Below are 22,223 nucleotides of genomic sequence, written 5' to 3' on the forward strand. Positions count from 1 at the left end.
TACTTTTCTTGGTTCATAAAAATATATAAAAAGTAGTGTTACAAATATACTCATTTAAAATATTATACTAGTTATTTTATTGCTACTATTTTTTTATCATACGAATATCACATTTATTTTTTATCATTCTTTTTAAGTTCAAAGGAGAGAATATGGACATTAGTACACAAGCACTTTATGCTGCACTACCTATTTTTATTGCAGCTATATTATTAATTGGTCTTAGATTGCCTGCAAAAAAGGCTATGCCAGTTGTTTATGTTGCTACTGCTTTAGTGGCATTATTTGTTTGGGAAGTATCATTCAATAGAGTTTTAGCTTCTACAATTCAAGGTCTTCTTATAACAGTTGCAGTTTTATGGATTATTTTTGGTGCGATTTTACTTTTAAATACACTAAAACATTCAGGTGCAATTGCTGTAATTAGACAAGGTTTTAATAATATTAGTCCAGATAGAAGGGTTCAAGTTATTATTATTGCTTGGTTATTTGGATCTTTTATTGAAGGGGCTTCTGGATTTGGAACTCCTGCTGCAATTGCTGCACCACTTCTTGTTGCAATTGGTTTCCCTGCAATGGCTGCTGTTATGGTTGGTATGATGATTCAAAGTACACCTGTATCTTTTGGTGCTGTTGGAACACCAATTTTAATTGGAGTAAATAAAGGTTTAGATAGTGAAGGTATTAGCTCTACACTTCAAACACTTGGTTCAAGTTGGGATGTTTATTTACAAATTATTACTTCAGAAGTTGCAATTGTTCATGCTGTTACAGGAACAGTAATTCCTTTATTTATGGTTGTTATGCTAACAAGATTCTTTGGAAAAAATAAATCTTGGACAGAAGGTTTATCTATTTTACCATTTGCAATTTTTGCAGGTCTTTCTTTTACAATTCCTTATGCACTAACAGGTATTTTCTTAGGTGCTGAATTCCCTTCTTTAATTGGAGCTTTAATTGGTCTTCCAATTGTTACTTTTGCTGCTAAAAAAGGTTTTTTAATTCCAAAATCAACTTGGGATTTTGCACCAAAAGAAGAGTGGCCAATTCACTGGGTAAGTAAGTTAGAAATTAAACTTGATGCAATGAGTGCAAAAGTTCCTATGTCTTTAACAAAAGCATGGATACCATATGTTTTAGTTGCTATTATTTTAGTTATTACAAGAGTTAGTTCAGAAGCTAAAGCTTTTGTTTCTTCTTTAATAATTCCTTTTAAAAATATTTTAGGAGAAGGTCTAGGTTATACAATTGCTCCTTTATATTTACCAGGTGGAATTTTAGTTTTTGTAGTTTTAGTAACTTTCTTTTTACATAAAATGGAATTTAAAGAGTTAAAAGAAGCTGTTAGTGAATCATCAAAAGTTATGTTAGGTGCAGGATTTGTACTTATTTTTACTATTCCACTTGTTAGAATTTTAATTAATTCAGGAGTAAATGCTTCTGGTTTTGATTCTATGCCTGTTGCAATGGCAAACTTTGTTGCTACATCAGTTGGAGATATTTATCCATTATTTGCACCAATGGTTGGGGCATTAGGGGCATTTATTGCTGGAAGTAATACTGTTTCAAATATGATGTTAAGTCAATTTCAGTTTGGTGTTGCAGAAGCTTTAACTATCTCTACAGCATTTATGGTAGCTTTACAAGCAGTTGGGGCAGCAGCTGGAAATATGATTGCAATTCACAATGTTGTTGCAGCATCAGCTACAGTTGGATTACTTGACCAAGAGGGTGAAACTTTAAGAAGAACTATTATTCCTACAATTTACTATTGTTTAGTAGCAGGGATTTTAGGACTAATTGGAATGTATACTTTAGGATTAACTGACCCACTTATGAAATAAAAGAGGATATTCCTCTTTTATTTGACACATCTTATTTTTTGAAGTATACTTAAGTTATAAGGTCTTTAGGAGATTATTATGACTGGTACAATAAATGTTTCAACAAAAACTAAAATTTTAGTTATTTCTATTTTTATTATTCTTTTTTTAGCAATTGTTACTTTAATTGGAACAATTATTGCCGTAAATTCTATAAATAAATCCAATATTGAAAATTATAAAACTGATATTTACTTAAAAACACAAACAGAACTTCAAAATTATGTACAAGTAACTATTCAAACTATTGAATCTTTTTATCAAAGAACTTCAAAAGAAAAGATAAAACAAGAGGTTCAAGAACATCTAATAGAACAGATGGGATTACTTTTTTCAATTTTAGAAGAGACTTATAAAAATCATAAAAATACAATGAATAAACAGCAGTTAAAGCAGCATCTTTTAAAAACTATTAAAGCTTCAAAATATGGAGAAAATGGTTATTTTTGGGTAAATGATTTTAAAGGTATTATGCTAATGCACCCCATACAAACTGAACTAAATAATAAAAATCTTATAAAAATGAAAGATGAAACAGGAAAAGAACTTTTTAAAGCTTTTATTCATGTGGCATCTACAAATAAAGAGGGCTTTGTTGATTATTTATGGCCAAAACCAGGCTTTGAAAAAGCTCAAGATAAAATCTCTTTTATAAAAGTTTTTAAGCCTTTCAATTGGATTATTGGAACAGGTGATTATGTGGAAGATGTTACAAAAAAACTTCAAGATGAAGCTTTAAAAACAATTTCTCAAATTAAGTATGGAGAAAACGGTTACTTTTGGATAAATACAAGTGAACCAAGAATGGTAATGCATCCAATTTTTAAAGAACTTAATGGAAAAAATCTAAGTGAATTTAAAGATAAAGAAGGTCAAAAAATCTTCTTAGAATTTGCAACTTTAGCAAATAAAAAAGAAGAGGGTGGTTTAGTTTTATATTCTTGGCCAAAGCCAGGAGAAGATGAACCTAAACCAAAATTTTCATATGTTAAAAAGTTTGAGCCTTGGGATTGGATAGTTGGAACAGGTGCTTATATTGATGATGTGGAAACAAAGATAAAAAACATGGAAGAGAAATCTCAAAAAAGTTTACAAATTATTACAATTATAAGTGCAATAATTTTTGTAATTGTTCTTATTGTTTTATCTTTAATTACCCTTGCTTTATCCACTAGAAGAGATAATAAAAACTTTAATGATGAATACTAAAAATAAATATTAGAAGTTAAATCTTTTATTTGTTTTAGCATTTTTAATGGTTCATTATATTGTATATTTATAGGATAAATCTCTTTTTTATATTTTAAAAGAAGTGTTGGAAATACTCTTACTTTTAGTTTTCTTCTTAGATTTAAATCCTCTTCTAAAAGAGTTTGTGCTTTATTACTTTTTATTTTTTCTTCAAACTCTTCTTTAGGGATATTTAACTCTTGGGCTAAAGAAATTAAAGTTTCCCAATTTGAAGGATTTAAAGCTTTTTGATAATAAGCTTCTTGAATAGCTTCTATCATTTGCTCTTCTTTATTGTACTGTCTTGCAATTATTACAGCTTTGCAAGCTTCATAGGTTGAACGTCTAGGAGTACAAACTCTCCAAAAGTTATGATTAAATTTAGTACCTACTTCATTTTCTATTTGATACCAAATATTTTCAATCATTTCTTGCATATCTTTTGGCATTGGTTCTTGTGTGTGTTTTGCTAATCCTCCAACAATATTTATAAACTTATAATCTTTATCTAAAGAGTTTTTAATTTCATTTAAAGTTGGTTTAAAAGCATAACACCAAGAACACATAGGGTCATGGATATAATAAAGAGTATATTTCACAGTTTACCTTTTAAGTTTTTTTTATAATAGCATCTTAAATAAAAAGTTACTATATTATTACAAATTAACTTTTTATAATTAAAGAATAAATAAGTTATGATAAAACTAGATATGAATTTAGGAAAATTATGGATAAAGAAGAGTTTGAAAAAGCAGTTGATATATTTGGTATTTTAACTAAAACTTCAAAAAAACAGTTAAAACAAAAGTATTTAAAGCTTTCAAAAAAATATCATCCAGATACGCCAACTGGTAGTGAGCAAAAATTTCAAGAACTAAAAGATGCATATGATTTATTATTAAGTTATATGGAAAATTATAAATTTAGTTTTGAAGAAGAAGAGTTTAAATCTCAATATCCTTCATTTACAAATTATAAAAACTGGAATATTTAGGAGAAAAAAATGTTTGATAAAAAAAGAGTTAAAGAGATAGTTTTAGCTACTTTAGTTGCAGATTCTTATAGTTTAGGTGCCCATTGGATATATGATGAAAAGCAATTATTAAATTTAAAAATAGACTGGAACGAATTAAATGCACCTTGTGCCATTTGGCATAAAGGGAAAACTGCTGGAGATTTTACTCATTATGGTGATCAAACTATTTGGTTATATGAATTTTTAAAAGATAAAGAGAACTTTGATGAAAAAGAGTATGCAAAATATTGGCTAGAACAAATAAAAGTATATAATGGCTATATAGACTCTTCTTCAAAAAACTCTATTAATCTATTAGAAAAAGGTGAAGTTCTAGGGGCTTCTTCATCTGATTTATCAATAGTTGGAAGGATAGCTTCTTTACTTTTAGTTTCAAAATCAAAAAAAGAGTTTTTATCAAATGTTGAAAAGTTTGTAAAACTTACACATAACTCTTTAGAAAGTATTAATGCTTCAATATTTTTTGCAAAATTACTTTTAAAAGTATTTGAAGGAATACAAATAAAAGAAGCAATACTTCAACTAAAAGATGAAAGCAGTTTTGATATTCAAGAGTTTATTTTAAAAGCGCAAGAGACAAAAACAGCAGATACTTTAAAAGTAATTAGAGAGTTTGGTCCTGCTTGTGGAGTAAATGAAGGTTTTGGTGGAGTATTACATTTACTATTTAAATTTGATAATTTAAAAGATATGTTATTTTGTAATGCAAAAGCAGGTGGAGATAGTAGTGCTAGAGCTATGCTTGCAAGTATGATATTTTCAGCAAAATATGGTATAAATTCATTTCCAAAATCTTGGTTAAAAATCAAAAAAAATATATAAGAGGATAAATGGAAAAAATAGTTGATTTCTTAAAAAATAAATCATATATAGAAATAGTAGTTGCAACAATATTATTTATTATTGCAATAGCTTTAGATATGCTTATGGATTTTATTATCTATATGTTGTATTTTATTATTTTTTTAGAAATAGTAAGAGCTGTAATTCATTTTATAAGGGAACAAAGAGTTGTTTTAAGTATCTTAGTTGATGCTTTTATAATTTTAACTTTAAGAGAATTTATTGTAAATGTGGTAAAAGTAAATACTGTTGAGTTAAAATCCTTTGAAGCAGTTTTCTCAAATCCAGTTAATTTTAATATTTTAATACTATCAGGGGTTATTATATTTTTATTAGTTGTTAGATATTTATCTATTAAAACATCTCAAGATTATATAAAAAAAGATATAAATAATAGATGTTCTTAAATTATGAAGAGCCTTTATATAGGCCACCTGCTGAAGCAAATTCTTTAATTCTTCAAGTAACATTTGGGTGCAGTTTTAATAACTGTGCCTTTTGTAGTATGTATGAAACTAAACAGTATAAACAAAAAGATATTAAAACTATAAAAAAAGAAATAGAGTCTATTTCTTCTTACAATAATACAATTACAAGAGTTTTTTTAGCTGATGGAGATGCTTTAAGTTTAAAAACTAATATCTTAGTGGAAATTTTAGATAGTTTAAATGAAGCTTTTCCAAATTTAAGAAGAGTATCTATTTATGCCTCTGCTTTTAACTTACTTGAAAAAAGTTTTGAAGAGTTAGAACTTTTAAGAAGTAAAAAACTTAGTCTTATTTATTATGGCATAGAATCAGGTAGCTTTGAAGTTTTAAAAAAAATCAATAAACCAATTTCAAATGAAAAGATGATAGAGGGATTAAATAAAGCTTCAAAAGCAAATATTAAAATCTCTGCAACAGTTATTTTAGGAGTTGCAGGTAAGGCATTAAGTTCTTTACATATAAAAAAAACAGCAGAACTTATTAATCAAACAACAATTAATTATTTATCTACTTTACAATTAATTTTGGATTCAAATTCTTATTTAAAGTATATTAAAAACTTTGGAGTTGATTTTGAATTTTTAGATGATAAAGAAATGCTTGAAGAGCAAAAAAAGTTATTAAAAAATTTAAATCCTACAAAACAAATAATATTTCGTTCAAATCATGCTTCAAATTCATTGGCTTTAGCTGGAAATTTACCAAAAGATAAGCAAAGGTTAATAAAAGAAATTGAGTTTGCATTAACTAATGAAAACACCTTAATTCCGAACTTTCTAAGAGGTTTTTAAAACATTTTTTTTCAAAAGTATTGTTTTTTTATAAAAAAATGATAAAAACACAGATTATTATAGTATAATGGCTTTACTAATATTTTTGATGTGCCTATACAGACAATATGAATCAGCGTAAAGTATGTATAAGTCCGTTATAAAATATAAATATCAAAGGAAAAGAGAAAAAATGCAAATTTACGTTGGGAATATGTCTTATGGGACTACTGAAGAGAGTTTAAGAGCTTTATTTGCTCAGTATGGAGAAGTTAATTCTGTTAAAATCATCACTGATAGAGAAACAGGAAGAGCAAAAGGTTTTGCATTTATCGGAATGAATGATAATGGTGCAGGACAAAATGCTATTGATGAATTAAACGGAAAAGAATTCGAAGGAAGAACTCTTAAAATCAATGAGGCAAAACCAAGAGAAGAAAGACCAAGAGAAGATAGACCAAGAAGAAGTTTTAATAGAAACTAATAACATTGGTTATTCACGAGGCAAGGTTTTACCTTGCCTTTTTTTATAGTTTTATTTCTAATACAATAGGGCAGTGATCACTTCCCATATACTCATTTAATATATATGCATCATTAATATTATCTTTTAAATCTTCACTTACATAAAAATAATCAATTCTCCAGCCAACATTATTTGTCCTAGCATTAGCTCTATAACTCCACCAGCTATAATTATGAGGTTCATCACCGTTTATATACCTAAAAGTATCAATATATCCATGATTTAAAAATTTTGTAATCCATTCCCTTTCCATAGGAAGAAAACCAGAAGTCTCTTCATTTGCCTTTGGCCTTGCTAAATCTATCTCTTTATGGGCAGTATTTACATCTCCACAAACTATTATAGAAAAACCATCTTTTTTAAGATTTTCGCAGTGTTCTAAAAATCTATCATAAAATTGCATCTTATAAGTTAGTCTTTCATCTTTACTTTGCCCATTTGGAAAATATACATTAAAAAAAGCAATTTTTTTATTATTAAAATTAAAGTGAGCTTCGTTAATTCTTCCTTCTTTTAAAATATCTACATTTAAAGTTTTATCTGCAAAAAAAGGTTCTATATCACTATATAGTGCAGTTCCAGAACGACCTTTAATACTACAAGGATTTATATGTTTAAAAGAAAATTCTTTTTCAAAAATAGTTTTTGGGATTTGATTTTCTTCAGCTTTTATCTCTTGTAGTCCTAAAATATCAACTTTTTCATTATCAACCCACTTTAAAGCTTCTTTTTTTTCCACTGCTCTAATCCCATTTACATTCCATGAGATAAATCTATATATTTGCATTTAATTCCTTACTCTTAAAGAGTTTATATAAGATATTAGTTGATTCATTGAAGCTACAAATAGTTTGTCTGTTGTGTACTTCTTTGTAAGTAAAAGTGCCCCTTGAATTGAAGACATTAAAAATATTGCTAACTCTTCTATATTTGTATCTTCTTTTAACTCTTTATTATCTTTAGCTTTTTGCAAGATATTAATAAATTGATTTTTCCATTTATCTAAAATAGTATTTAGTAATTGTTCAAACTCTTTATCTTCATTAAGAAACTCTTGAAGAAGATTTCCCAAAGGACAACCATAAGTTAAATCCCAATTAGGAGTATCTTTTAAAATAGCAATAAAAGCGTCTAAAATCCCTTTATCTTTCTTTTCTAAGGCTTCCCATTTAATTTTTAATCTATTTTCAATTTTCTCTTCAATCATAGCTAAAACCATATCTTTTTTTGAAGGAAAATAGTGATACATAGAACCTTTTTTAGTATTGGCTTTTTCTAAAATATTTGATAATGAAGCTTTATTATATCCTTGGGAAAAGACCTCTTGAAAAGTTGCTTCAATCAATCTTGTCCTAATATCTTGCATATAAACCCTTATTTATTTTTTTGTATTATATCTAATATTGTTTGAGGTTCGCTTCTTTTTGTATAGTCCTCATCTACAAATGAGTAAATAATTTCTTTGTTTTTATTTATTACAAATGTTGCTGGCATTGGAAGTTTAAAGCTATCTTCATTGTTTGCAGTAATTATATCTATTCCAAAGCTTTTATATATTGGTCTTAACTCTTCATCTAAAGAAAATACCAATCCATACTCTTTTGCAACTTTATTAAATTCATCGCTTAAAACTTCAAATTCTAGTTCATTTTTTTCTTTAGTAGTTAAACTATTATCTGGTGTTTGAGGAGAAATTGCAATAATTTTTCCATTTAAAGCTTTAAGTTGTGCATTAATACTTTGTAAAGCTTGTAATTCCAAATTACAATAAGGGCACCATTGTCCTCTATAAAAATTTAGAACTATAAAATCATTTTCTTTTAATTGTTCTTCTAAACAAATCTCTTTATAATTTGCATTTTTTAATTTAAAAGTAATTGCTTTATCCCCAACTTTTAAGGCATTTTTACTTAGTTTTTGTTCTTGTAGCTTTTTTGTGGCTTTTAACATAAGCTCTTGAATATCTTGGGGAACTTTTTGTTTAAAACTCTCTTGATATTTTTTAATTTCTTCTTGTAATCTTGACATTTTTGATCCTTTTAGTTTAAAACCGACCGGTCGGTCTATTTGAAATATTAACAAGTTTTAAACTTTATGTCAAGGGCAAAAAACTACTTTGAAGTAGTTTTTTTACTCTCTATTCTAAAAGTTGCGTCCATTTTTACTTCTATTTTTTTTTCTTCTTTTTTATTTAAAGTTTTTCCTAAACTTTGAAAATTAGATTTATTGAAGTTTTGGTTTTTATTAATAATTACATCACTTTTACCACCATGCATATCAATCTTGCCATATTCATTTGCACTTACAATAGTATAAATACTAAGGATTAAAAGTATTAATTTTTTCATTTTTTTTCTTCCTTAAATTTTTATAGATTCCATAAATTGTAATTATAATCCAAAATATTTCTATTATAAAAGAACCTAAATTAAAATGAACACATAGTGAAATAAGTAATAAAATTGCACCAACTAAATTTAATAATTGATATTCAATACAGTGAATATCATATTTATTTGTTTGTAAAAAAAAGTAAGCACCAACTACAAATGCCATTCCTAAAAAGCCAATCCATTGGAATATATCCATTTAAAACCTTTCTTAATTATTTTTTAAATTAAAATCTTAGTAAACATTAAAATATTATTTTTATTTTAATATTTTATAATTCCACTAAAAAAAGAGAACCTTTGAAAAAAATTATCTTGTTATTTATCTCATTTTTTTATCTACATGCTAACTCATATGAATATAATAAGATTAATATGGAAGCAAATTTTAATATCTTAGATAAAAACAATTCAAAAAATATGAAATTTTATTATAAGCTAGGTATATATTATGATACACTAAATGGGTTTAAAGAAAAGTCATACTGCTTTTTTAATACAAAAGTAAATTATGATACTTTTAATAAGCCAAAATACAAAATATGTCTAAAAAATGATAATAAAGCACAAATTTATATTTTAAATAAATCAAATAGATACTCTTCTAGTGATGAATTTAATATTCAAATAAAAGATATTTCTTTAAAAATTATAAATAAAAAAAGAAATAAAAGTTGTAATTCAAAAGCAACTTCTTATTCTAATTTAAATAAAAAAATCACCAAATGCTTAAAAGATGTAAATGAACTAATCTAAAAAACTTATATTTTAAATATATATTATAGTTAATCTATATATTTTTTCTCTTTATAAGATATTTTTAGCTATTTTACTTTTATTTATAAAGATTACAAATGACTACAGAAATTTTACTTGGAATTATCACCTTTTTCACATCAACTATTGCAGGAGTTGTTGGACTTGGTGGAGGAATGATTCTAATTGCAATACTTCCTTCTTTTTTACCTTTAAATGCTCTTATTCCTATTCATGGATTAACTCAAATGACTAGTAATTTTAGTAGGGCAGTATTTGGATATAAAGATGTCCAATATCAAGTTTTACCTAAATTTATTTTAGGTTCTTTATTAGGTGTAGGAATTATTTCCTTAATTATTTATCATATTTCTTTAGAATATATCCCTTTATTTATTGGTATTTATATTCTTTTATCTTTATGGTCAAGTAAATTTAATGAAAAAATAAAAAAATTTGAAAGTTATTTTTTGATTGGATTTATACAAACAGGGGTTTCTTTAGTAGTTGGAGCAACTGGTCCTCTTAGTATGACTTTATTATTTAAAGATTATGAAGATAAAAATAAAGTAGTTGCAACAGGTGCAGCGCTTATGGCAATAACACATATTTTTAAGGTTTTTGTATTTATTTTTTTTGGTTTTGCTTTTTTTGAATATATTTGGCTTTTACTTTTTATGATTATTGGAGCAATTGCAGGAAGTTATGCAGGAACTAAACTAAGAGATAAAATTGATGGAAAAAAATTTAGAACTTTATTAAAAGTTTTATTGTCACTTTTAGCTATTAAAGTAATAGTGAGTGTGTTTATATGAAAAGAACATTTTTTAAAAGAATCTTCGTCTCAAAAGAGATTTTATTATATTTAATAACTATTGCTATGATTGTATCTTTTTCTGCATGGATGAGCCTTTTAAACAACTTTGTTGTGGAAAAAGCTTCTTTTGATGGAAGTCAAATAGGAATACTTCAAAGTTTAAGAGAAATTCCAGGCTTTTTAGCTTTTAGTGTTATTTTAGTAATTATTTTTATATGTCAGCAAAGATTAGTTTATATTTCTATGATTACTTTAGGTTTTGGTACTTTTTTAACAGGGCTTTTCCCTAGTGCTATTGGATTATATATTACAACTATTATTATGTCTTTGGGATTTCACTATTTAGAGACTTTAAATCAATCTTTATCTTTACAATGGTTAGATAAAAAGAAAGCTCCTTTAATTTTAGGAAAGATTTCTGCTATTAAATCTTTTACAGGTTTAATTGTATTTGTATTAATTTATATTTTAATGAACTTTTTAAATGTAGAGTATAAATATGTTTATATGATATTTGGTGGAATTACAATTATTATAGGTATTGCTGCTTGGATTTTATTTGCTCATTTTAAAGAAAAAGTTCCACAAGAAAAGAAAATTAGATTAAAAAAAGAGTATTGGCTTTTTTATCTTCTTACTTTTTTAGCTGGGGCAAGAAGACAGATTTTTATAGTTTTTGCAGGGTTTTTACTTGTTGAAAAGTTTGGTGTAGATATTCATAATATGGTTATTTTGCTATTTATAAATGCAGTTTTAAATATCTATTTTGCACCTAAAATTGGTAAGTTTATTGTAAAATTTGGAGAAAGAACTACTTTAAGATTTGAATATATGGGGCTTATTTTAGTATTTATCTCATATGCTTTTGTGGAAAATGTATATATAGCTTTTGCTTTATATGTAATTGATCATTTACTTTTTTCAATGGCAATAGCATTAAAAACATATTTTCAAAAAATAGCAGACCCTAAAGATATAGCTTCTGCTTCTGCTGTTAGTTTTACTATAAATCACATAGCTGCAGTTTTTTTACCTGCTTTTTTAGGTCTTGTATGGTTATATTCTTCTTCTTTAGTATTTATAATAGGTGCAAGTATTGCTTTTATTTCTTTTATTTTATCTTTTTTAATTCCAAAAGAACCCCAAAGAGGTTTTGAAACTATACTTGTAAAATAATAAGAAATATTATTTTTACTTATATTTTTTATAAAATTTGCAAGTTTTAACATAAAAACTACACTTTTACCCCTCCTTTGAATGTTACACTTTTCAATAACACAAAAGGAGATGGGATGTTAGTAGAAATCAATGATTTTCTAAATAATCTTATTTGGGGTAATATCTTAATATATTTACTACCAATTTTAGGTATATTTTTTACAGTAAGTTCGAGATTTGTACAGTTTAGATATTTCTTTAAAATGTTTAATATTTTAAGAGATACTGTACATGATAAAGATGGACATATTAGTTCTTTTCAAGCACTTATGTTAAGTGTTGCTGGAAGAGTTGGTGGGGGAAATATTGCAGGGGTTGCCGTTGCTATTACTTTAGGAGGTCCTGGAGCAGTATTTTGGATGTGGATAATTGGGCTTATTGGTATGAGTACAAGTTTCTTCGAATGCTCATTAGCACAATTATATAAAGAAAAAGATAAGCAAGACTCTTGCGTATATAGAGGTGGGCCTGCTTATTATGCTACAAAAGCTTTAGGGCAAAAGTGGATAGGTATTATAATCTCTGTTCTTCTAATGATTACTTTTGGTTTTGCTTTTAATGCAACTCAATCATTTATTATTTCAACTTCATTTGCTTCTTCATTTTCTGTTCCAACTTGGGTTACAGGAATAGGATTAACAATTATTTTTGGTATAACAATTTTTGGTGGAATTAAAAGAATTACAAAACTATCTGAAGTTATTGTTCCTATTATGGCTTTAGGATACCTTTTAATAGCAGTTGTTGTAATTTCTTTAAATATTACAGAAATACCTGCTTTATTTAATCTTATAGTATCTGAAGCTTTTAGTCCAAGTTCTGCTATTAGTGGTGGTATTGGAGCAGTTATTTTACAAGGTGCAAAAAGAGGAATGTTCTCAAATGAAGCTGGGCTTGGTTCTGCTCCAAATGTTGCTGCTGTTGCTTATGTTGCACATCCAGTTCAACAAGGAATAGTTCAATCTTTTTCAGTATTTATTGATACTATTATATTATGCTCTTGTACAGCATTTATTATTCTTTTATCTGGAGTTTATGTTCCAGGTGCGGAGGGTGTTCAAGGGGTATTATTAACTCAAAATGCACTTATTGAGCATATTGGGCCATATGGTGGATACTTTGTAACTATTGCTTTATTATTATTTGGTTTCTCTTCAATGTTATATAACTACTATCTTGCTGAAAATAGTTTAAACTTCTTTAGTAAAGGAAATATACCTTTATTTAATATTTTTAGGGTAGTTTGTATTTTATTAATTGTTTGGGGTTCATTTCAAGATTTAGGTTCTATTTTCTCATTTGCTGATTTATCAATGGGATTACTTGCTGTTATTAATATGATTGTAATTGCAATTTTATATAAACCAGTATTAAGACTTATTAAAGGGTATGATAGACAAATTAAAGAGGGAATAAAACCAGTTTTAAGATATAATGACTATCAAGAATTTAAAATTGATAAACAAATTTGGAAAGAAATTGTTGATAATATCAATGATAAAAGAGATAAGGAGTAAGAAGTAAGTCTTCTTACTTCTTTTTTTTTATGAGAAAAAAAATTGGAATTATTACAGGCTCTGGGCCTGAAGCTGGAATTGATTTATGGCAAAAAATTTTATATGAAAATAAACTATATTTAAAAGATAAGTTTAATGGAGATTTAGATGCTCCTAATATAACTATTTTTTCAATTCCTAATTTAGGTCTTTCTATGGAATTAGAAAAAAACTATGATATAGTTTGGGAAACTTTAAAGCAAGGTATTATTGAAATTTGTAAATATGTGGATTATTTTGTAATTGCATGTAATACTTTAAATTTGTATGCATCTAAAATAGAAAGTATAGGATATAAAGATAAATTCTTATCAACTTTAGATGTGGTAAATGAATATATAGAAGAAAATAATTTAAAAAAAATAGCAATAATTGCAGCACTACCTATTTTACAAATGAAAGAATATTCTGTTTTTAAACCTTTATATGAAAATTTTGATGTGGAACTTCCAAAAGACTTTTTAAAAGTTCATAATTTAATTTATGAAGTAAAAAAAAGAGGTGGAAAAGATACTAAAGTTATAGAAGAATTTAAGAAAATAGTTATAAACTTAGATTCAAAAGAGATTTTTTTAGCTTGTACTGAACTTCCTTTAATTAACTATAAAACAAATAATAAAAACTTAATTGATGTAACTGAATTATTAGCTAAAAAATTAGTTCAAAAAAGTTTTAAGTAAGATTTAGCCATTATATGTAATATAAATAATCAGAGGTTTTTTATGTTTAGAAAAGAAGGAATTCCCTTTTTTACCATTATTATGCCTTTTTTAAGTATCTTATTTATAGCTTTTTTTGCAACTTCTTACTATTTGAAACTATCAGATAGAAACTTTGAAGCTGATTTAAAAGAGTATAAAGAGATATATCTTAGTAAAAGCAATGATAGAAGAACACTTAATATTTTAATTGAAAAGAAAAAAGAACTACATATTAAAAGACAAGAAGAATTTAAAAATTTTATGTCTGTTTTAACAAAAGTAGTTCTTTTTTTTATGGTACTTTTTTCTCTTTTAATGATTTCTATTATTAATGATGTTGTTAAAAAATATAAAAAACAAGTACAAACAAATGAGGATAAACTACAAAGGCTTAATGATACTTTATCTTATAAGGTTCAACAAGGAATTGAAGAAGCCAAAAGAAAAGATAAAGCAATTTTACAGCAATCAAGGTTAGCCAGAATGGGTACTATGCTTAGTATGATAGCCCATCAATGGAGACAACCTTTAACTCAATTATCAGTTATTTTAATGGAATTAGAAACTGCAACAAGATTTAAAAAAGTTACAGAAGAACATATTTTAAACTCTATTGAAAAAAGTGATAAAATGATAGAGTTTATGTCAAATACAATTGATGACTTTAGAAATTTTTATAAACCAGATAAGAAAAAAGAGAATTTTTATGCTTATGATTCATGTCAAAAAGCCATAAGTTTAATAAATGCAACTTTGGATAATAGTGGAATATTTTTAAATGTTGATGTGAAAAATGATAGACAAATTTACGGTTATCCAACGGAATATTCTCAAGTTATTTTAAATCTTATTTCAAATGCAAGGGATATTTTAGTTGAAAGAGATATTCAAAACCCTCAAATTGATTTAATAATAGATAGTAAAAATTATCATAGTATTGTTACAATTAAGGATAATGCTGGAGGGATTAAAGAAGAAAATTTTGATTTAATTTTTGATCCATATTATAGTACAAAAGACTCTTCTAAAGGAACAGGTCTTGGATTATATATTTCAAAACTTATAATTGAAACAAATATGCATGGTGAACTTAGCGTTTATAATGATGAAAATGGTGCAGTGTTTAAAATCTCATTGAGAGGATAAAAAATGAATGAAAGATTATATAAAGAGTTAAAAAATATACCAATATTATGTGTTGAAGATGAAAATGGTATTAGAGAAGTTATTGTTCAAACTTTAAAATACTATTTTGATGAGGTTTATGAAGCAAGGGATGGAAATGAAGCTTTTGAAATTTATGAATATTATAAACCTAAAATTATTTTAACTGATATTCAAATGAAAAATTGTGATGGGGTTGAGTTTATAAAAAGAGTAAGAGAAAATGATTTAAATACTACAATTTTTGTTTTAACTGCTTTTTCAAATGAAGAGTATTTAATGAATTTGATAAATCTAAATATAAATCACTATATTTTAAAACCTTTAAATTTAAAAAAACTAAATGAAGCTTTGATAAAATATTTAAATAAAAATCATAAACCCATAAAGATAACTGAAGATTTAATTTTAGATATAGAAAAAAGGGAATTAATTTATAAAGATAGTGAAATAATTCCATTACGTAAAAGAGAAAAAGATTTTTTACAATTATTAGTACAAAGAAGAGATTCAATAGTAACTTATATGCAAATTGAAGAGGAACTTTGGTTAGATAAAGAGATGACTAGTCATGCTTTAAAATCTTTTATTAAAGATTTAAGGGCAAAATTGCCACTAAATATTATAAAAAATGTTCCCCAAGAGGGATATACTTTAATAATATAAAATAAGAAAAAGTTTTTCTTATTTTATATACTCTAAAAGTCTTAATAAGTTTTTTTCTTTTTCAAAACTTTTTAGTAAATTAAAAAGTTTTTCTTGGTTTTCTAAGCCTTTAGTGCATTGAAAAAACTTATCTTTTATCTCTTGTTCGGATAGTTTTTTTTCTGGATTTCCTTTTGCAAGATAATTTATCTCTTCAATTTCTATATTTTTTGTTTTAATTTTAATTCTAGTGGGTGAGGTACCTATAAATCCTAGTTTCTTAAATTCTGAATCAATAGAAATATCTATTTTTTTCATTAATTCTTGAACTTTTTTTTCTTTTACTTTTTTATTTGTAAACTCTTCTAATCCAAGATTTTTATAAATTATCATTGATGCAATTGCATATCTCATTGAAAATTTTGCTTCAAGGGCATTTTTAGGAAAATCACATATTAATTCTTTTGGGGCCAATAAAGAACAACCAACTTCAATTTTTTCTATATTTATATCTTCCAGTAAATATTTTTGAGTTAAATTTTTTATTAAATCAGCAGCAGGATGTGAGGCACTGCAACAAGGATATTGTTTAAAAACTAAGCCAAACTCTAATAAATCCCAATTTACTCCTAGATTTAAATTATAATCTTCAAGTAAATTAATATCTGCATAAGTTTGAATAAAACCATCTGTATCTTCTAAGGCTTTAACTGATGAATTTAAACCATATGTTGCCAAATAAAGAGTTTCAATTGCATTAAAAGAAGCCAATCCTGCATGATATGATTTTGTACCAGTTCCAAAGTTTGATCTTATACCAGAAGCTTTAGATGCAGCAATTCCTATTGCATTTATTATTACTTCAAAAGAAGAACCTTTTAATACAGAAGCTGCTACTACTGCTCCAAAAACTCCATAAACACAGGTTGTATGCCACCCTTTTTTAGAGATATTTGGCATAGTTTTTTGTGCAAGTTTGTGCATAACTTCAACCCCTAAGGCATAAGCTAAAATCACATCTTTTGCTGTTTTATTATATTTTTCAGCCATTGCAAAAGCAACAGGTGCAACAACAACTGTTGGATGTCCTATTGTTGTCCAGCTTACATCATCATAATCTAAAATATGTGAAGCCATAGCATTTATCATTGCAGTATATTCAACTGAACTTTGTTCTTTACAGCCAAAGATTGTTGCTTCTTTTAAGTTGGTTCTTGTTTTTATATACTCTTTTGTATCTACTACATTTTTAACCTCTTTCCCTGCAATTGTAACACCTACATAATCAATAAGGGCCTCTTTTATTAATTCAATTAATTCTAAAGGAAGATTCTCATATTTTGTATTTTTTACAAAATAAGCAATTTGTTCAGAAAGTGATTTTTCCATTTTTAATCCTTGCTTTTAACATTCAACTTTATTATAAATTTTTTGATATTTTAAAATCATATTTGAACTAATTTGTTCATTAGTCATATTAAAAGGGTCTAATACTTCTTCTGTCTCTTCTTTTGATAAAAGTTCTAATTCTAAAACTACTTCTTTTATAGTTTTTTCTTCATTAAACGCTTTTCTTGCAACTAATGTTCCAGTTTTATAACCAAAAATGGCAGAAATAGTAGTTGATAAGGCTAAAGTATCTGAAGCATATTTTGTACTGATTTTTTTATTTGGTGTTAAATTTGCAATACATTTTTCACTAAAGATTCTAATACCATTATTTAATAATCTAAATGATTCTGATAAATTTTTAATAATAATTGGCTCCCACACATTTAAATCTAACTCTCCACCTTCAACTGCCATTGAAATAGTCATATCATTTCCACAAACTTGATAAGCAAGTTGATTTACAAGTTCTGGAATTACAGGGTTTACTTTTCCTGGCATAATTGAACTACCTGGTTGAACAGCAGGTAAATTTAGTTCTTGAAAACCAGCTTTAGGTCCAGATGATAAAATTCTAAAGTCTGTTGCTATTTTAGATAGTGTTGTTGCAATTCTTTTTAGTGTTGCAGAAACTTCTATATAAAGATCAGCATTTTGTAACCCATCAAAAAAGTTTTCTTCTTTTTTAAATTCTATTTTTGATTCACTTTGTAAATATTTATATACATTATTTAAATATCCCGGTTGAACAGATAAACTAGTACCAATAGCAGTTGCCCCTAAAGGTAGTTCTAAACACTCTTCAAGTAGGTTTTTTACTTTTTTTTGCATTCTTTGTACAAAACTAACATATCCACTAAAATATTGTCCAAAAGTCATTGGTAAAGCATCTTGAATACAAGTTCTTCCCAATCTTAAAATGTTTTCATACTTTTTTTGTCTATCTATTAGGGTTTTTTCTAGAATTTCTAAAGGTATTAAAAGCTGTTCTAGATTTTTATATGTAGCTATTTTCATGGCAGATGGAATTACATCATTTGTTGATTGTCCCATATTAACATGAGTATTTGGATGAATTTTTGAGTATGATTTAGTTCCCGTTAAGATTTCATTTGCTCTACAAGCAACTACTTCATTTACATTCATATTTGAAGAAGTTCCTCCTCCCCCTTGAATAACATCAATAGGAAAACTTGAAGAGTGTTTCCCCTCTATAATCTCATCACAAGCCTCGCATATAGCTTGAGTTATCTCTTTATTTAAAGCTTTTGAGTCATAATTTGCTAAAGCTGCTGCTTTTTTTATTAAAGCAATACTTTGAATATATTCATTCATTTCATAATGAGTTGTACCAGAGATATTAAAATTTTGTATAGCTCTTAATGTTTGAACACCATAATATACATCATTAGATATTTCTACTTCCCCTAAGAAGTCGCTATCTTTTCTCATAATTATTCCTTTTGTTTTTATATTAGGTCTATTGAAATTATAATAGTTGAGTAGTGATGAAATAGTGATATTTTTTATATATTTTTAGTTTTTGAAAAAATTTTGAAAAAGTTGAAATAAGGTTATTTTTTATATTTCTTTTGATAAATAATAGCCTTTTGCTGAGATATTTTTAATTATATCTTGATTTATTTTTTTCTTTAGTCTATAAACCATAGATTTTAAAGAGACTTTATCCATTTTATTTTCTGGGTCAATTGCTAAGAAAATTTCATCATAATTGGCAACTTCTCCTTTTTTCTCATATAATAAAAATAAAAAAGAGTTTTCAAGTCTAGTTAAACAAATAGTAATTCCACTATTTAAGTTTATTATTCTATTTGAGGGATTATATCTTCCAATTGAATATAACTCTAAACCATTATCTAAACAGTAGCTATCTGAAATCTCCACAAGTATAGTTACAATAAACTTTTTATCTTCAAAAGTATAAATATAATCTATTACTTTAAAAATACTCTCTTTTTTATAACATTGATTAAACTCTTTAATTATTGTAAAAGAGTTCATTACATTATTAAAAAGTAGTGAGTCAATTTTTTTTAGATGAAGTATAAATCTTTCATCCATAAAAATATCTTCATAGTTTCTATTAATAATTTCTTTATATGATAGTTTTAAAATATCTAAAACAAGTTCATTTGCATAAACAATTTTGTGATTAATATCTCTTATATATACCCTATATGGTAAGTTTTTAAAAATTGAGAAATCCATAACGAATAATATCATATTCACTACTTTAAACCTCTTAAAAATTTATTAAAATAAATTTACATAAGAGAAAAGAAAATACACTTTTTATATACTTTTATAATATATGCTTTTATGAATTTATTTTAAGAGGTTATAAATGAGAGAAAATGTAAGAATTGAAAAAGATTTTTTAGGTGAAAAACAAATAGATAAAGATGCTTATTATGGTATTCAAACTTTAAGAGCAAAAGAGAATTTTGATATTACAAAAACAAATTTATCTTTATTTCCAAACTTTATTAAATCTCTTGCAAAAGTTAAAAAAGCTTGTGCTTTAACTAATTATGAGTTAGGTGATTTAACTGATGTTCAAAGAGATGCGATTATTCAAGCTTGTAATGAGATAATTGATGGTAAATTTCATGATCAATTTATTGTTGATCCTATTCAAGGTGGAGCAGGAACTTCAACTAATATGAATGCAAATGAAGTAATAGCAAATAGAGCTTTAGAAATCTTAGGAAAACCAAGAAGCTCTTATGATATTATTCATCCAAATAATCATATTAATATGAGTCAATCAACAAATGATGTTTATCCAACAGCAATTAAGCTTACTTTACATGAATTAATTTATAAATTAAAAGATTCACTTAGATTTTTAAGAGATGCTTTTGAAGCAAAATCTATTGAATTTAAAGATGTTTTAAAAATGGGAAGAACACAGCTTCAAGATGCTGTTCCTATGACTTTAGGTCAAGAGTTTAAAACATTTGCTGTTATGATTGATGAAGATATTTATAGATTAAGGGATTGTCAAGCACTTTTAAAAGAGGTAAATTTAGGTGCAACTGCTATTGGTACAGGAATTAATACAAAACCAGAATATCAAAGAAAAGTTATTAAAAATCTAAGAGAAGTAACTGGAGTTGATTATGTAAGTGCTGGAGATTTAATTGAAGCTACTCAAGATACAGGAGCTTTTGTTCATATTTCTGGAATCTTAAAAAGAGTTGCTATAAAAATTTCTAAAATTTGTAATGACTTAAGATTATTAAGTAGTGGTCCTAGAGCTGGATTAAATGAGATTAATCTACCAAAAATGCAACCAGGAAGTTCAATTATGCCAGGTAAAGTAAACCCTGTAATTCCAGAAGTTGTAAATCAAGTTGCTTTTGATGTAATTGGTGCAGATACATCTATTTCTATTGCTTGTGAAAGTGGGCAATTACAATTAAATGTATTTGAACCTTTAGTTGCTTATAAACTATTTACTTCAATTAATATGATGAGAAGATCTTTTTATACTTTAGCAGATAAATGTGTAAAAGGAATTACAGCAAATGAAGATATTTGTATGGAATATATTTTAAACTCGGTTACTCTTGTAACTTGTTTAAATCCTATTTTAGGGTATGAAAAAAGTTCAGCTTTAGCAAAAGAGGCTTTAGCAACTAATAGAAGAGTATATGATATTATTTTAGAGCAAAAACTATTTACTAAAGAAGAATTAGATGAACTTCTACACCCTAGAAATATGGTAAATAATTATGATAAGGATGAAAATTGAAAGTAACAGTTATTAATACAGGTGGAACTTTTAATAAAAGATATAACCCAATAAAAGGACAACTTGAAGTTCCAACTGACAATATTGCTTTAGATAAAATTATTGCTGCTTGCCATAATATTGAATTTGAAATTAAAAATATAGTTTCAAAAGATAGTTTAGATATGACTGATGAAGATAGAGTTGAAATTTGTGAAGCAATAAAAAATAGTGCAAATGATAAAATAATTATTATTCATGGAACAGATACTGTTCATTTAACAAGTGCTTTAATAAAAGAGCAAATAAATGATAAAAAAATAGTTTTTACAGGTGCTATGGTTCCTATGAGTATAGAAGAAGTTGAAGCAACAATGAACTTCTCTTTAGCTTTAGGATTTTTAAGTGCAACTGTGGAAAATGGAACTTATATTGCTATGCATGGAGTTGTAGTTGATTCTTCAAAATTAGTTAAAAATAGACAATTAGGACAATTTTTAATTACAAAATAAGAGGTGTTTCCTCTTATTTTGCAGCAGTTGGGTCTGTAAAAACTCTAGTTGCTAACTCTTTATCTATTGTATAAAGTCCATATCCATTATCTCCCACAAGTTTAACATGGTCAATTATTCCTTTTACTGTTGCTTCTTCTTCAACTTGTTCAGTTACATACCACTGTAAAAGATTATATGTTGCATGGTCTTTATCTTTCATAGCTAAATCACTTAAAATATTTAAGTTTTTAGTCATCATTTGTTCATGGGCTAAAGATTTTTTAAAAACATCTAAAAATGAATTATATTCAACTTTTACCCCTTCAATTGCAGGAAGTTGAATCTCCACATCTTGATCTTCTAGATATTTAAATAGTTTCATTCCATGGGCTATTTCTTCTTGATATTGAATTAAAAACCAATGAGAAGCGCCATTAAAACCCTCTTTAGAACAGTAAGCACTCATACCAAGATAGATATAAGCAGAATGATATTCTTTATTTAGTTGTTCAATTAATGCTTTTTGTAACTCTTTACTAATCATCTTTACTCCTTTAGAT

General features: G+C 26.3%; 26 protein-coding genes. 16 read left to right on the forward strand and 10 right to left on the reverse strand.

Features of this window, described 5'->3' with window-relative positions:
• The first annotated feature begins 152 nt into the window (after positions 1-152).
• Complete coding sequence (locus AMYT_RS05040) at positions 153-1,844, forward strand: L-lactate permease (protein ID WP_114841463.1); 1,692 nt, start codon at positions 153-155, stop codon at positions 1,842-1,844.
• A gap of 78 nt (positions 1,845-1,922) precedes the next feature.
• A complete protein-coding gene (locus tag AMYT_RS05045; protein WP_114841464.1) occupies positions 1,923-3,092 on the forward strand; it encodes a cache domain-containing protein in 1,170 nt (389 codons plus the stop codon).
• On the opposite strand, the gene AMYT_RS05050 is transcribed toward AMYT_RS05045, so the two are convergent.
• Positions 3,089-3,712 (reverse strand): DsbA family protein, encoded by a 624-nt coding sequence (locus tag AMYT_RS05050; RefSeq protein ID WP_114841465.1) that lies wholly within the window; start codon positions 3,710-3,712, stop codon positions 3,089-3,091. The genes AMYT_RS05045 and AMYT_RS05050 overlap by 4 nt on opposite strands.
• 128 nt (positions 3,713-3,840) lie before the next feature.
• Here AMYT_RS05050 and AMYT_RS05055 point away from each other — a divergent pair, with 128 nt between their 5' ends.
• The 5 genes from AMYT_RS05055 (at position 3,841) to AMYT_RS05075 (ending at position 6,734) form a co-directional block, all read left to right on the forward strand.
• Positions 3,841-4,107: a DnaJ domain-containing protein gene (locus tag AMYT_RS05055; RefSeq protein ID WP_114841466.1), complete on the forward strand. Its 267-nt coding sequence runs from the start codon at positions 3,841-3,843 to the stop codon at positions 4,105-4,107.
• Positions 4,108-4,116: 9 nt separating this feature from the next.
• A complete protein-coding gene (locus AMYT_RS05060; protein WP_114841467.1) occupies positions 4,117-4,971 on the forward strand; it encodes an ADP-ribosylglycohydrolase family protein in 855 nt (284 codons plus the stop codon).
• An 8-nt stretch (positions 4,972-4,979) separates the two neighbouring features.
• Positions 4,980-5,399, forward strand: a complete 420-nt coding sequence (locus AMYT_RS05065) for a phosphate-starvation-inducible PsiE family protein (RefSeq protein ID WP_114841468.1) — start codon at positions 4,980-4,982, stop codon at positions 5,397-5,399.
• On the forward strand, positions 5,390-6,271 hold the full coding sequence (locus AMYT_RS05070) for a radical SAM protein (protein ID WP_114841469.1): 882 nt from the start codon (positions 5,390-5,392) through the stop codon (positions 6,269-6,271). Before AMYT_RS05065 ends, AMYT_RS05070 begins: the two co-directional genes overlap by 10 nt.
• A gap of 172 nt (positions 6,272-6,443) precedes the next feature.
• Positions 6,444-6,734: an RNA recognition motif domain-containing protein gene (locus AMYT_RS05075; RefSeq protein ID WP_114841470.1), complete on the forward strand. Its 291-nt coding sequence runs from the start codon at positions 6,444-6,446 to the stop codon at positions 6,732-6,734.
• 43 nt (positions 6,735-6,777) lie between these two features.
• Here AMYT_RS05075 and AMYT_RS05080 read toward each other — a convergent pair whose 3' ends face one another.
• From AMYT_RS05080 to AMYT_RS05100, 5 genes are all read right to left on the reverse strand, one after another.
• Complete coding sequence (locus tag AMYT_RS05080) at positions 6,778-7,563, reverse strand: exodeoxyribonuclease III (protein ID WP_114841471.1); 786 nt, start codon at positions 7,561-7,563, stop codon at positions 6,778-6,780.
• The gene (locus tag AMYT_RS05085) at positions 7,564-8,142 is read right to left on the reverse strand and encodes a TetR/AcrR family transcriptional regulator (protein ID WP_114841472.1); all 579 of its coding nucleotides are present in this window, start codon (positions 8,140-8,142) and stop codon (positions 7,564-7,566) included.
• Between the two features lie 8 nt (positions 8,143-8,150).
• Entirely contained in the window at positions 8,151-8,804 is a 654-nt protein-coding gene (locus AMYT_RS05090; RefSeq protein WP_114841473.1) for a peroxiredoxin-like family protein, read from the reverse strand.
• A gap of 83 nt (positions 8,805-8,887) precedes the next feature.
• Positions 8,888-9,124 (reverse strand): hypothetical protein, encoded by a 237-nt coding sequence (locus AMYT_RS05095; protein ID WP_114841474.1) that lies wholly within the window; start codon positions 9,122-9,124, stop codon positions 8,888-8,890.
• Positions 9,096-9,365: a CBU_0592 family membrane protein gene (locus AMYT_RS05100; protein WP_114841475.1), complete on the reverse strand. Its 270-nt coding sequence runs from the start codon at positions 9,363-9,365 to the stop codon at positions 9,096-9,098. Before AMYT_RS05100 ends, AMYT_RS05095 begins: the two co-directional genes overlap by 29 nt.
• A 101-nt stretch (positions 9,366-9,466) precedes the next feature.
• On the opposite strand from AMYT_RS05100, the gene AMYT_RS05105 reads away from it, so the two are divergent.
• The 7 genes from AMYT_RS05105 (at position 9,467) to AMYT_RS05135 (ending at position 16,044) form a co-directional block, all read left to right on the forward strand.
• On the forward strand, positions 9,467-9,922 hold the full coding sequence (locus AMYT_RS05105; RefSeq protein WP_114841476.1) for a hypothetical protein: 456 nt from the start codon (positions 9,467-9,469) through the stop codon (positions 9,920-9,922).
• A gap of 98 nt (positions 9,923-10,020) precedes the next feature.
• A complete protein-coding gene (locus AMYT_RS05110; RefSeq protein WP_114841477.1) occupies positions 10,021-10,737 on the forward strand; it encodes a sulfite exporter TauE/SafE family protein in 717 nt (238 codons plus the stop codon).
• Positions 10,734-11,915, forward strand: a complete 1,182-nt coding sequence (locus AMYT_RS05115; RefSeq protein ID WP_114841478.1) for an MFS transporter — start codon at positions 10,734-10,736, stop codon at positions 11,913-11,915. The genes AMYT_RS05110 and AMYT_RS05115 overlap by 4 nt, the downstream gene beginning before the upstream one ends.
• 116 nt (positions 11,916-12,031) lie before the next feature.
• Entirely contained in the window at positions 12,032-13,474 is a 1,443-nt protein-coding gene (locus AMYT_RS05120) for an alanine/glycine:cation symporter family protein (RefSeq protein ID WP_114841479.1), read from the forward strand.
• A 29-nt stretch (positions 13,475-13,503) separates the two neighbouring features.
• Positions 13,504-14,193 (forward strand): aspartate/glutamate racemase family protein, encoded by a 690-nt coding sequence (locus AMYT_RS05125; RefSeq protein WP_114841480.1) that lies wholly within the window; start codon positions 13,504-13,506, stop codon positions 14,191-14,193.
• 42 nt (positions 14,194-14,235) lie between these two features.
• Positions 14,236-15,360, forward strand: coding sequence for a sensor histidine kinase (locus AMYT_RS05130; RefSeq protein WP_114841481.1), 1,125 nt, complete (start codon positions 14,236-14,238; stop codon positions 15,358-15,360).
• Positions 15,361-15,363: 3 nt separating this feature from the next.
• Complete coding sequence (locus tag AMYT_RS05135; protein WP_114841482.1) at positions 15,364-16,044, forward strand: response regulator transcription factor; 681 nt, start codon at positions 15,364-15,366, stop codon at positions 16,042-16,044.
• An 18-nt stretch (positions 16,045-16,062) separates the two neighbouring features.
• On the opposite strand, the gene AMYT_RS05140 is transcribed toward AMYT_RS05135, so the two are convergent.
• From AMYT_RS05140 to AMYT_RS05150, 3 genes are all read right to left on the reverse strand, one after another.
• Positions 16,063-17,412, reverse strand: a complete 1,350-nt coding sequence (locus AMYT_RS05140) for an MmgE/PrpD family protein (RefSeq protein WP_114841483.1) — start codon at positions 17,410-17,412, stop codon at positions 16,063-16,065.
• 15 nt (positions 17,413-17,427) lie between these two features.
• Positions 17,428-18,864, reverse strand: a complete 1,437-nt coding sequence (locus AMYT_RS05145) for an aspartate ammonia-lyase (RefSeq protein WP_114841484.1) — start codon at positions 18,862-18,864, stop codon at positions 17,428-17,430.
• Between the two features lie 129 nt (positions 18,865-18,993).
• Positions 18,994-19,656, reverse strand: a complete 663-nt coding sequence (locus AMYT_RS05150; RefSeq protein ID WP_191287686.1) for a winged helix-turn-helix domain-containing protein — start codon at positions 19,654-19,656, stop codon at positions 18,994-18,996.
• Between the two features lie 121 nt (positions 19,657-19,777).
• Here AMYT_RS05150 and aspA point away from each other — a divergent pair, with 121 nt between their 5' ends.
• Positions 19,778-21,190, forward strand: coding sequence for an aspartate ammonia-lyase (gene aspA, locus AMYT_RS05155; RefSeq protein WP_114841485.1), 1,413 nt, complete (start codon positions 19,778-19,780; stop codon positions 21,188-21,190).
• A complete protein-coding gene (locus tag AMYT_RS05160; protein ID WP_114841486.1) occupies positions 21,187-21,681 on the forward strand; it encodes an asparaginase domain-containing protein in 495 nt (164 codons plus the stop codon). Before aspA ends, AMYT_RS05160 begins: the two co-directional genes overlap by 4 nt.
• Positions 21,682-21,694: 13 nt before the next feature.
• Here AMYT_RS05160 and AMYT_RS05165 read toward each other — a convergent pair whose 3' ends face one another.
• Complete coding sequence (locus AMYT_RS05165) at positions 21,695-22,207, reverse strand: ferritin (RefSeq protein WP_114841487.1); 513 nt, start codon at positions 22,205-22,207, stop codon at positions 21,695-21,697.
• Positions 22,208-22,223: the final 16 nt, after the last annotated feature.

It is taken from the genome of Malaciobacter mytili LMG 24559 (genome assembly GCF_003346775.1).
Classification (GTDB): Bacteria; Campylobacterota; Campylobacteria; order Campylobacterales; family Arcobacteraceae; genus Malaciobacter; species Malaciobacter mytili.

Bases quoted from the DNA above. Each gene is read 5' to 3' on its own strand.
- AMYT_RS05040 (WP_114841463.1), top strand. From the start codon at position 153: ATGGACATTAGTACACAAGCACTTTATGCTGCACTACCTATTTTTATT.
- AMYT_RS05045 (WP_114841464.1), top strand. From the start codon at position 1,923: ATGACTGGTACAATAAATGTTTCAACAAAAACTAAAATTTTAGTTATT.
- AMYT_RS05055 (WP_114841466.1), top strand. From the start codon at position 3,841: ATGGATAAAGAAGAGTTTGAAAAAGCAGTTGATATATTTGGTATTTTA.
- AMYT_RS05060 (WP_114841467.1), top strand. From the start codon at position 4,117: ATGTTTGATAAAAAAAGAGTTAAAGAGATAGTTTTAGCTACTTTAGTT.
- AMYT_RS05065 (WP_114841468.1), top strand. From the start codon at position 4,980: ATGGAAAAAATAGTTGATTTCTTAAAAAATAAATCATATATAGAAATA.
- AMYT_RS05070 (WP_114841469.1), top strand. From the start codon at position 5,390: ATGTTCTTAAATTATGAAGAGCCTTTATATAGGCCACCTGCTGAAGCA.
- AMYT_RS05075 (WP_114841470.1), top strand. From the start codon at position 6,444: ATGCAAATTTACGTTGGGAATATGTCTTATGGGACTACTGAAGAGAGT.
- AMYT_RS05080 (WP_114841471.1), bottom strand. From the start codon at position 7,563: ATGCAAATATATAGATTTATCTCATGGAATGTAAATGGGATTAGAGCA.
- AMYT_RS05085 (WP_114841472.1), bottom strand. From the start codon at position 8,142: ATGCAAGATATTAGGACAAGATTGATTGAAGCAACTTTTCAAGAGGTC.
- AMYT_RS05090 (WP_114841473.1), bottom strand. From the start codon at position 8,804: ATGTCAAGATTACAAGAAGAAATTAAAAAATATCAAGAGAGTTTTAAA.
- AMYT_RS05095 (WP_114841474.1), bottom strand. From the start codon at position 9,124: ATGAAAAAATTAATACTTTTAATCCTTAGTATTTATACTATTGTAAGT.
- AMYT_RS05100 (WP_114841475.1), bottom strand. From the start codon at position 9,365: ATGGATATATTCCAATGGATTGGCTTTTTAGGAATGGCATTTGTAGTT.
- AMYT_RS05110 (WP_114841477.1), top strand. From the start codon at position 10,021: ATGACTACAGAAATTTTACTTGGAATTATCACCTTTTTCACATCAACT.
- AMYT_RS05115 (WP_114841478.1), top strand. From the start codon at position 10,734: ATGAAAAGAACATTTTTTAAAAGAATCTTCGTCTCAAAAGAGATTTTA.
- AMYT_RS05120 (WP_114841479.1), top strand. From the start codon at position 12,032: ATGTTAGTAGAAATCAATGATTTTCTAAATAATCTTATTTGGGGTAAT.
- AMYT_RS05125 (WP_114841480.1), top strand. From the start codon at position 13,504: ATGAGAAAAAAAATTGGAATTATTACAGGCTCTGGGCCTGAAGCTGGA.
- AMYT_RS05130 (WP_114841481.1), top strand. From the start codon at position 14,236: ATGTTTAGAAAAGAAGGAATTCCCTTTTTTACCATTATTATGCCTTTT.
- AMYT_RS05135 (WP_114841482.1), top strand. From the start codon at position 15,364: ATGAATGAAAGATTATATAAAGAGTTAAAAAATATACCAATATTATGT.
- AMYT_RS05140 (WP_114841483.1), bottom strand. From the start codon at position 17,412: ATGGAAAAATCACTTTCTGAACAAATTGCTTATTTTGTAAAAAATACA.
- AMYT_RS05145 (WP_114841484.1), bottom strand. From the start codon at position 18,864: ATGAGAAAAGATAGCGACTTCTTAGGGGAAGTAGAAATATCTAATGAT.
- AMYT_RS05150 (WP_191287686.1), bottom strand. From the start codon at position 19,656: ATGATATTATTCGTTATGGATTTCTCAATTTTTAAAAACTTACCATAT.
- aspA (WP_114841485.1), top strand. From the start codon at position 19,778: ATGAGAGAAAATGTAAGAATTGAAAAAGATTTTTTAGGTGAAAAACAA.
- AMYT_RS05165 (WP_114841487.1), bottom strand. From the start codon at position 22,207: ATGATTAGTAAAGAGTTACAAAAAGCATTAATTGAACAACTAAATAAA.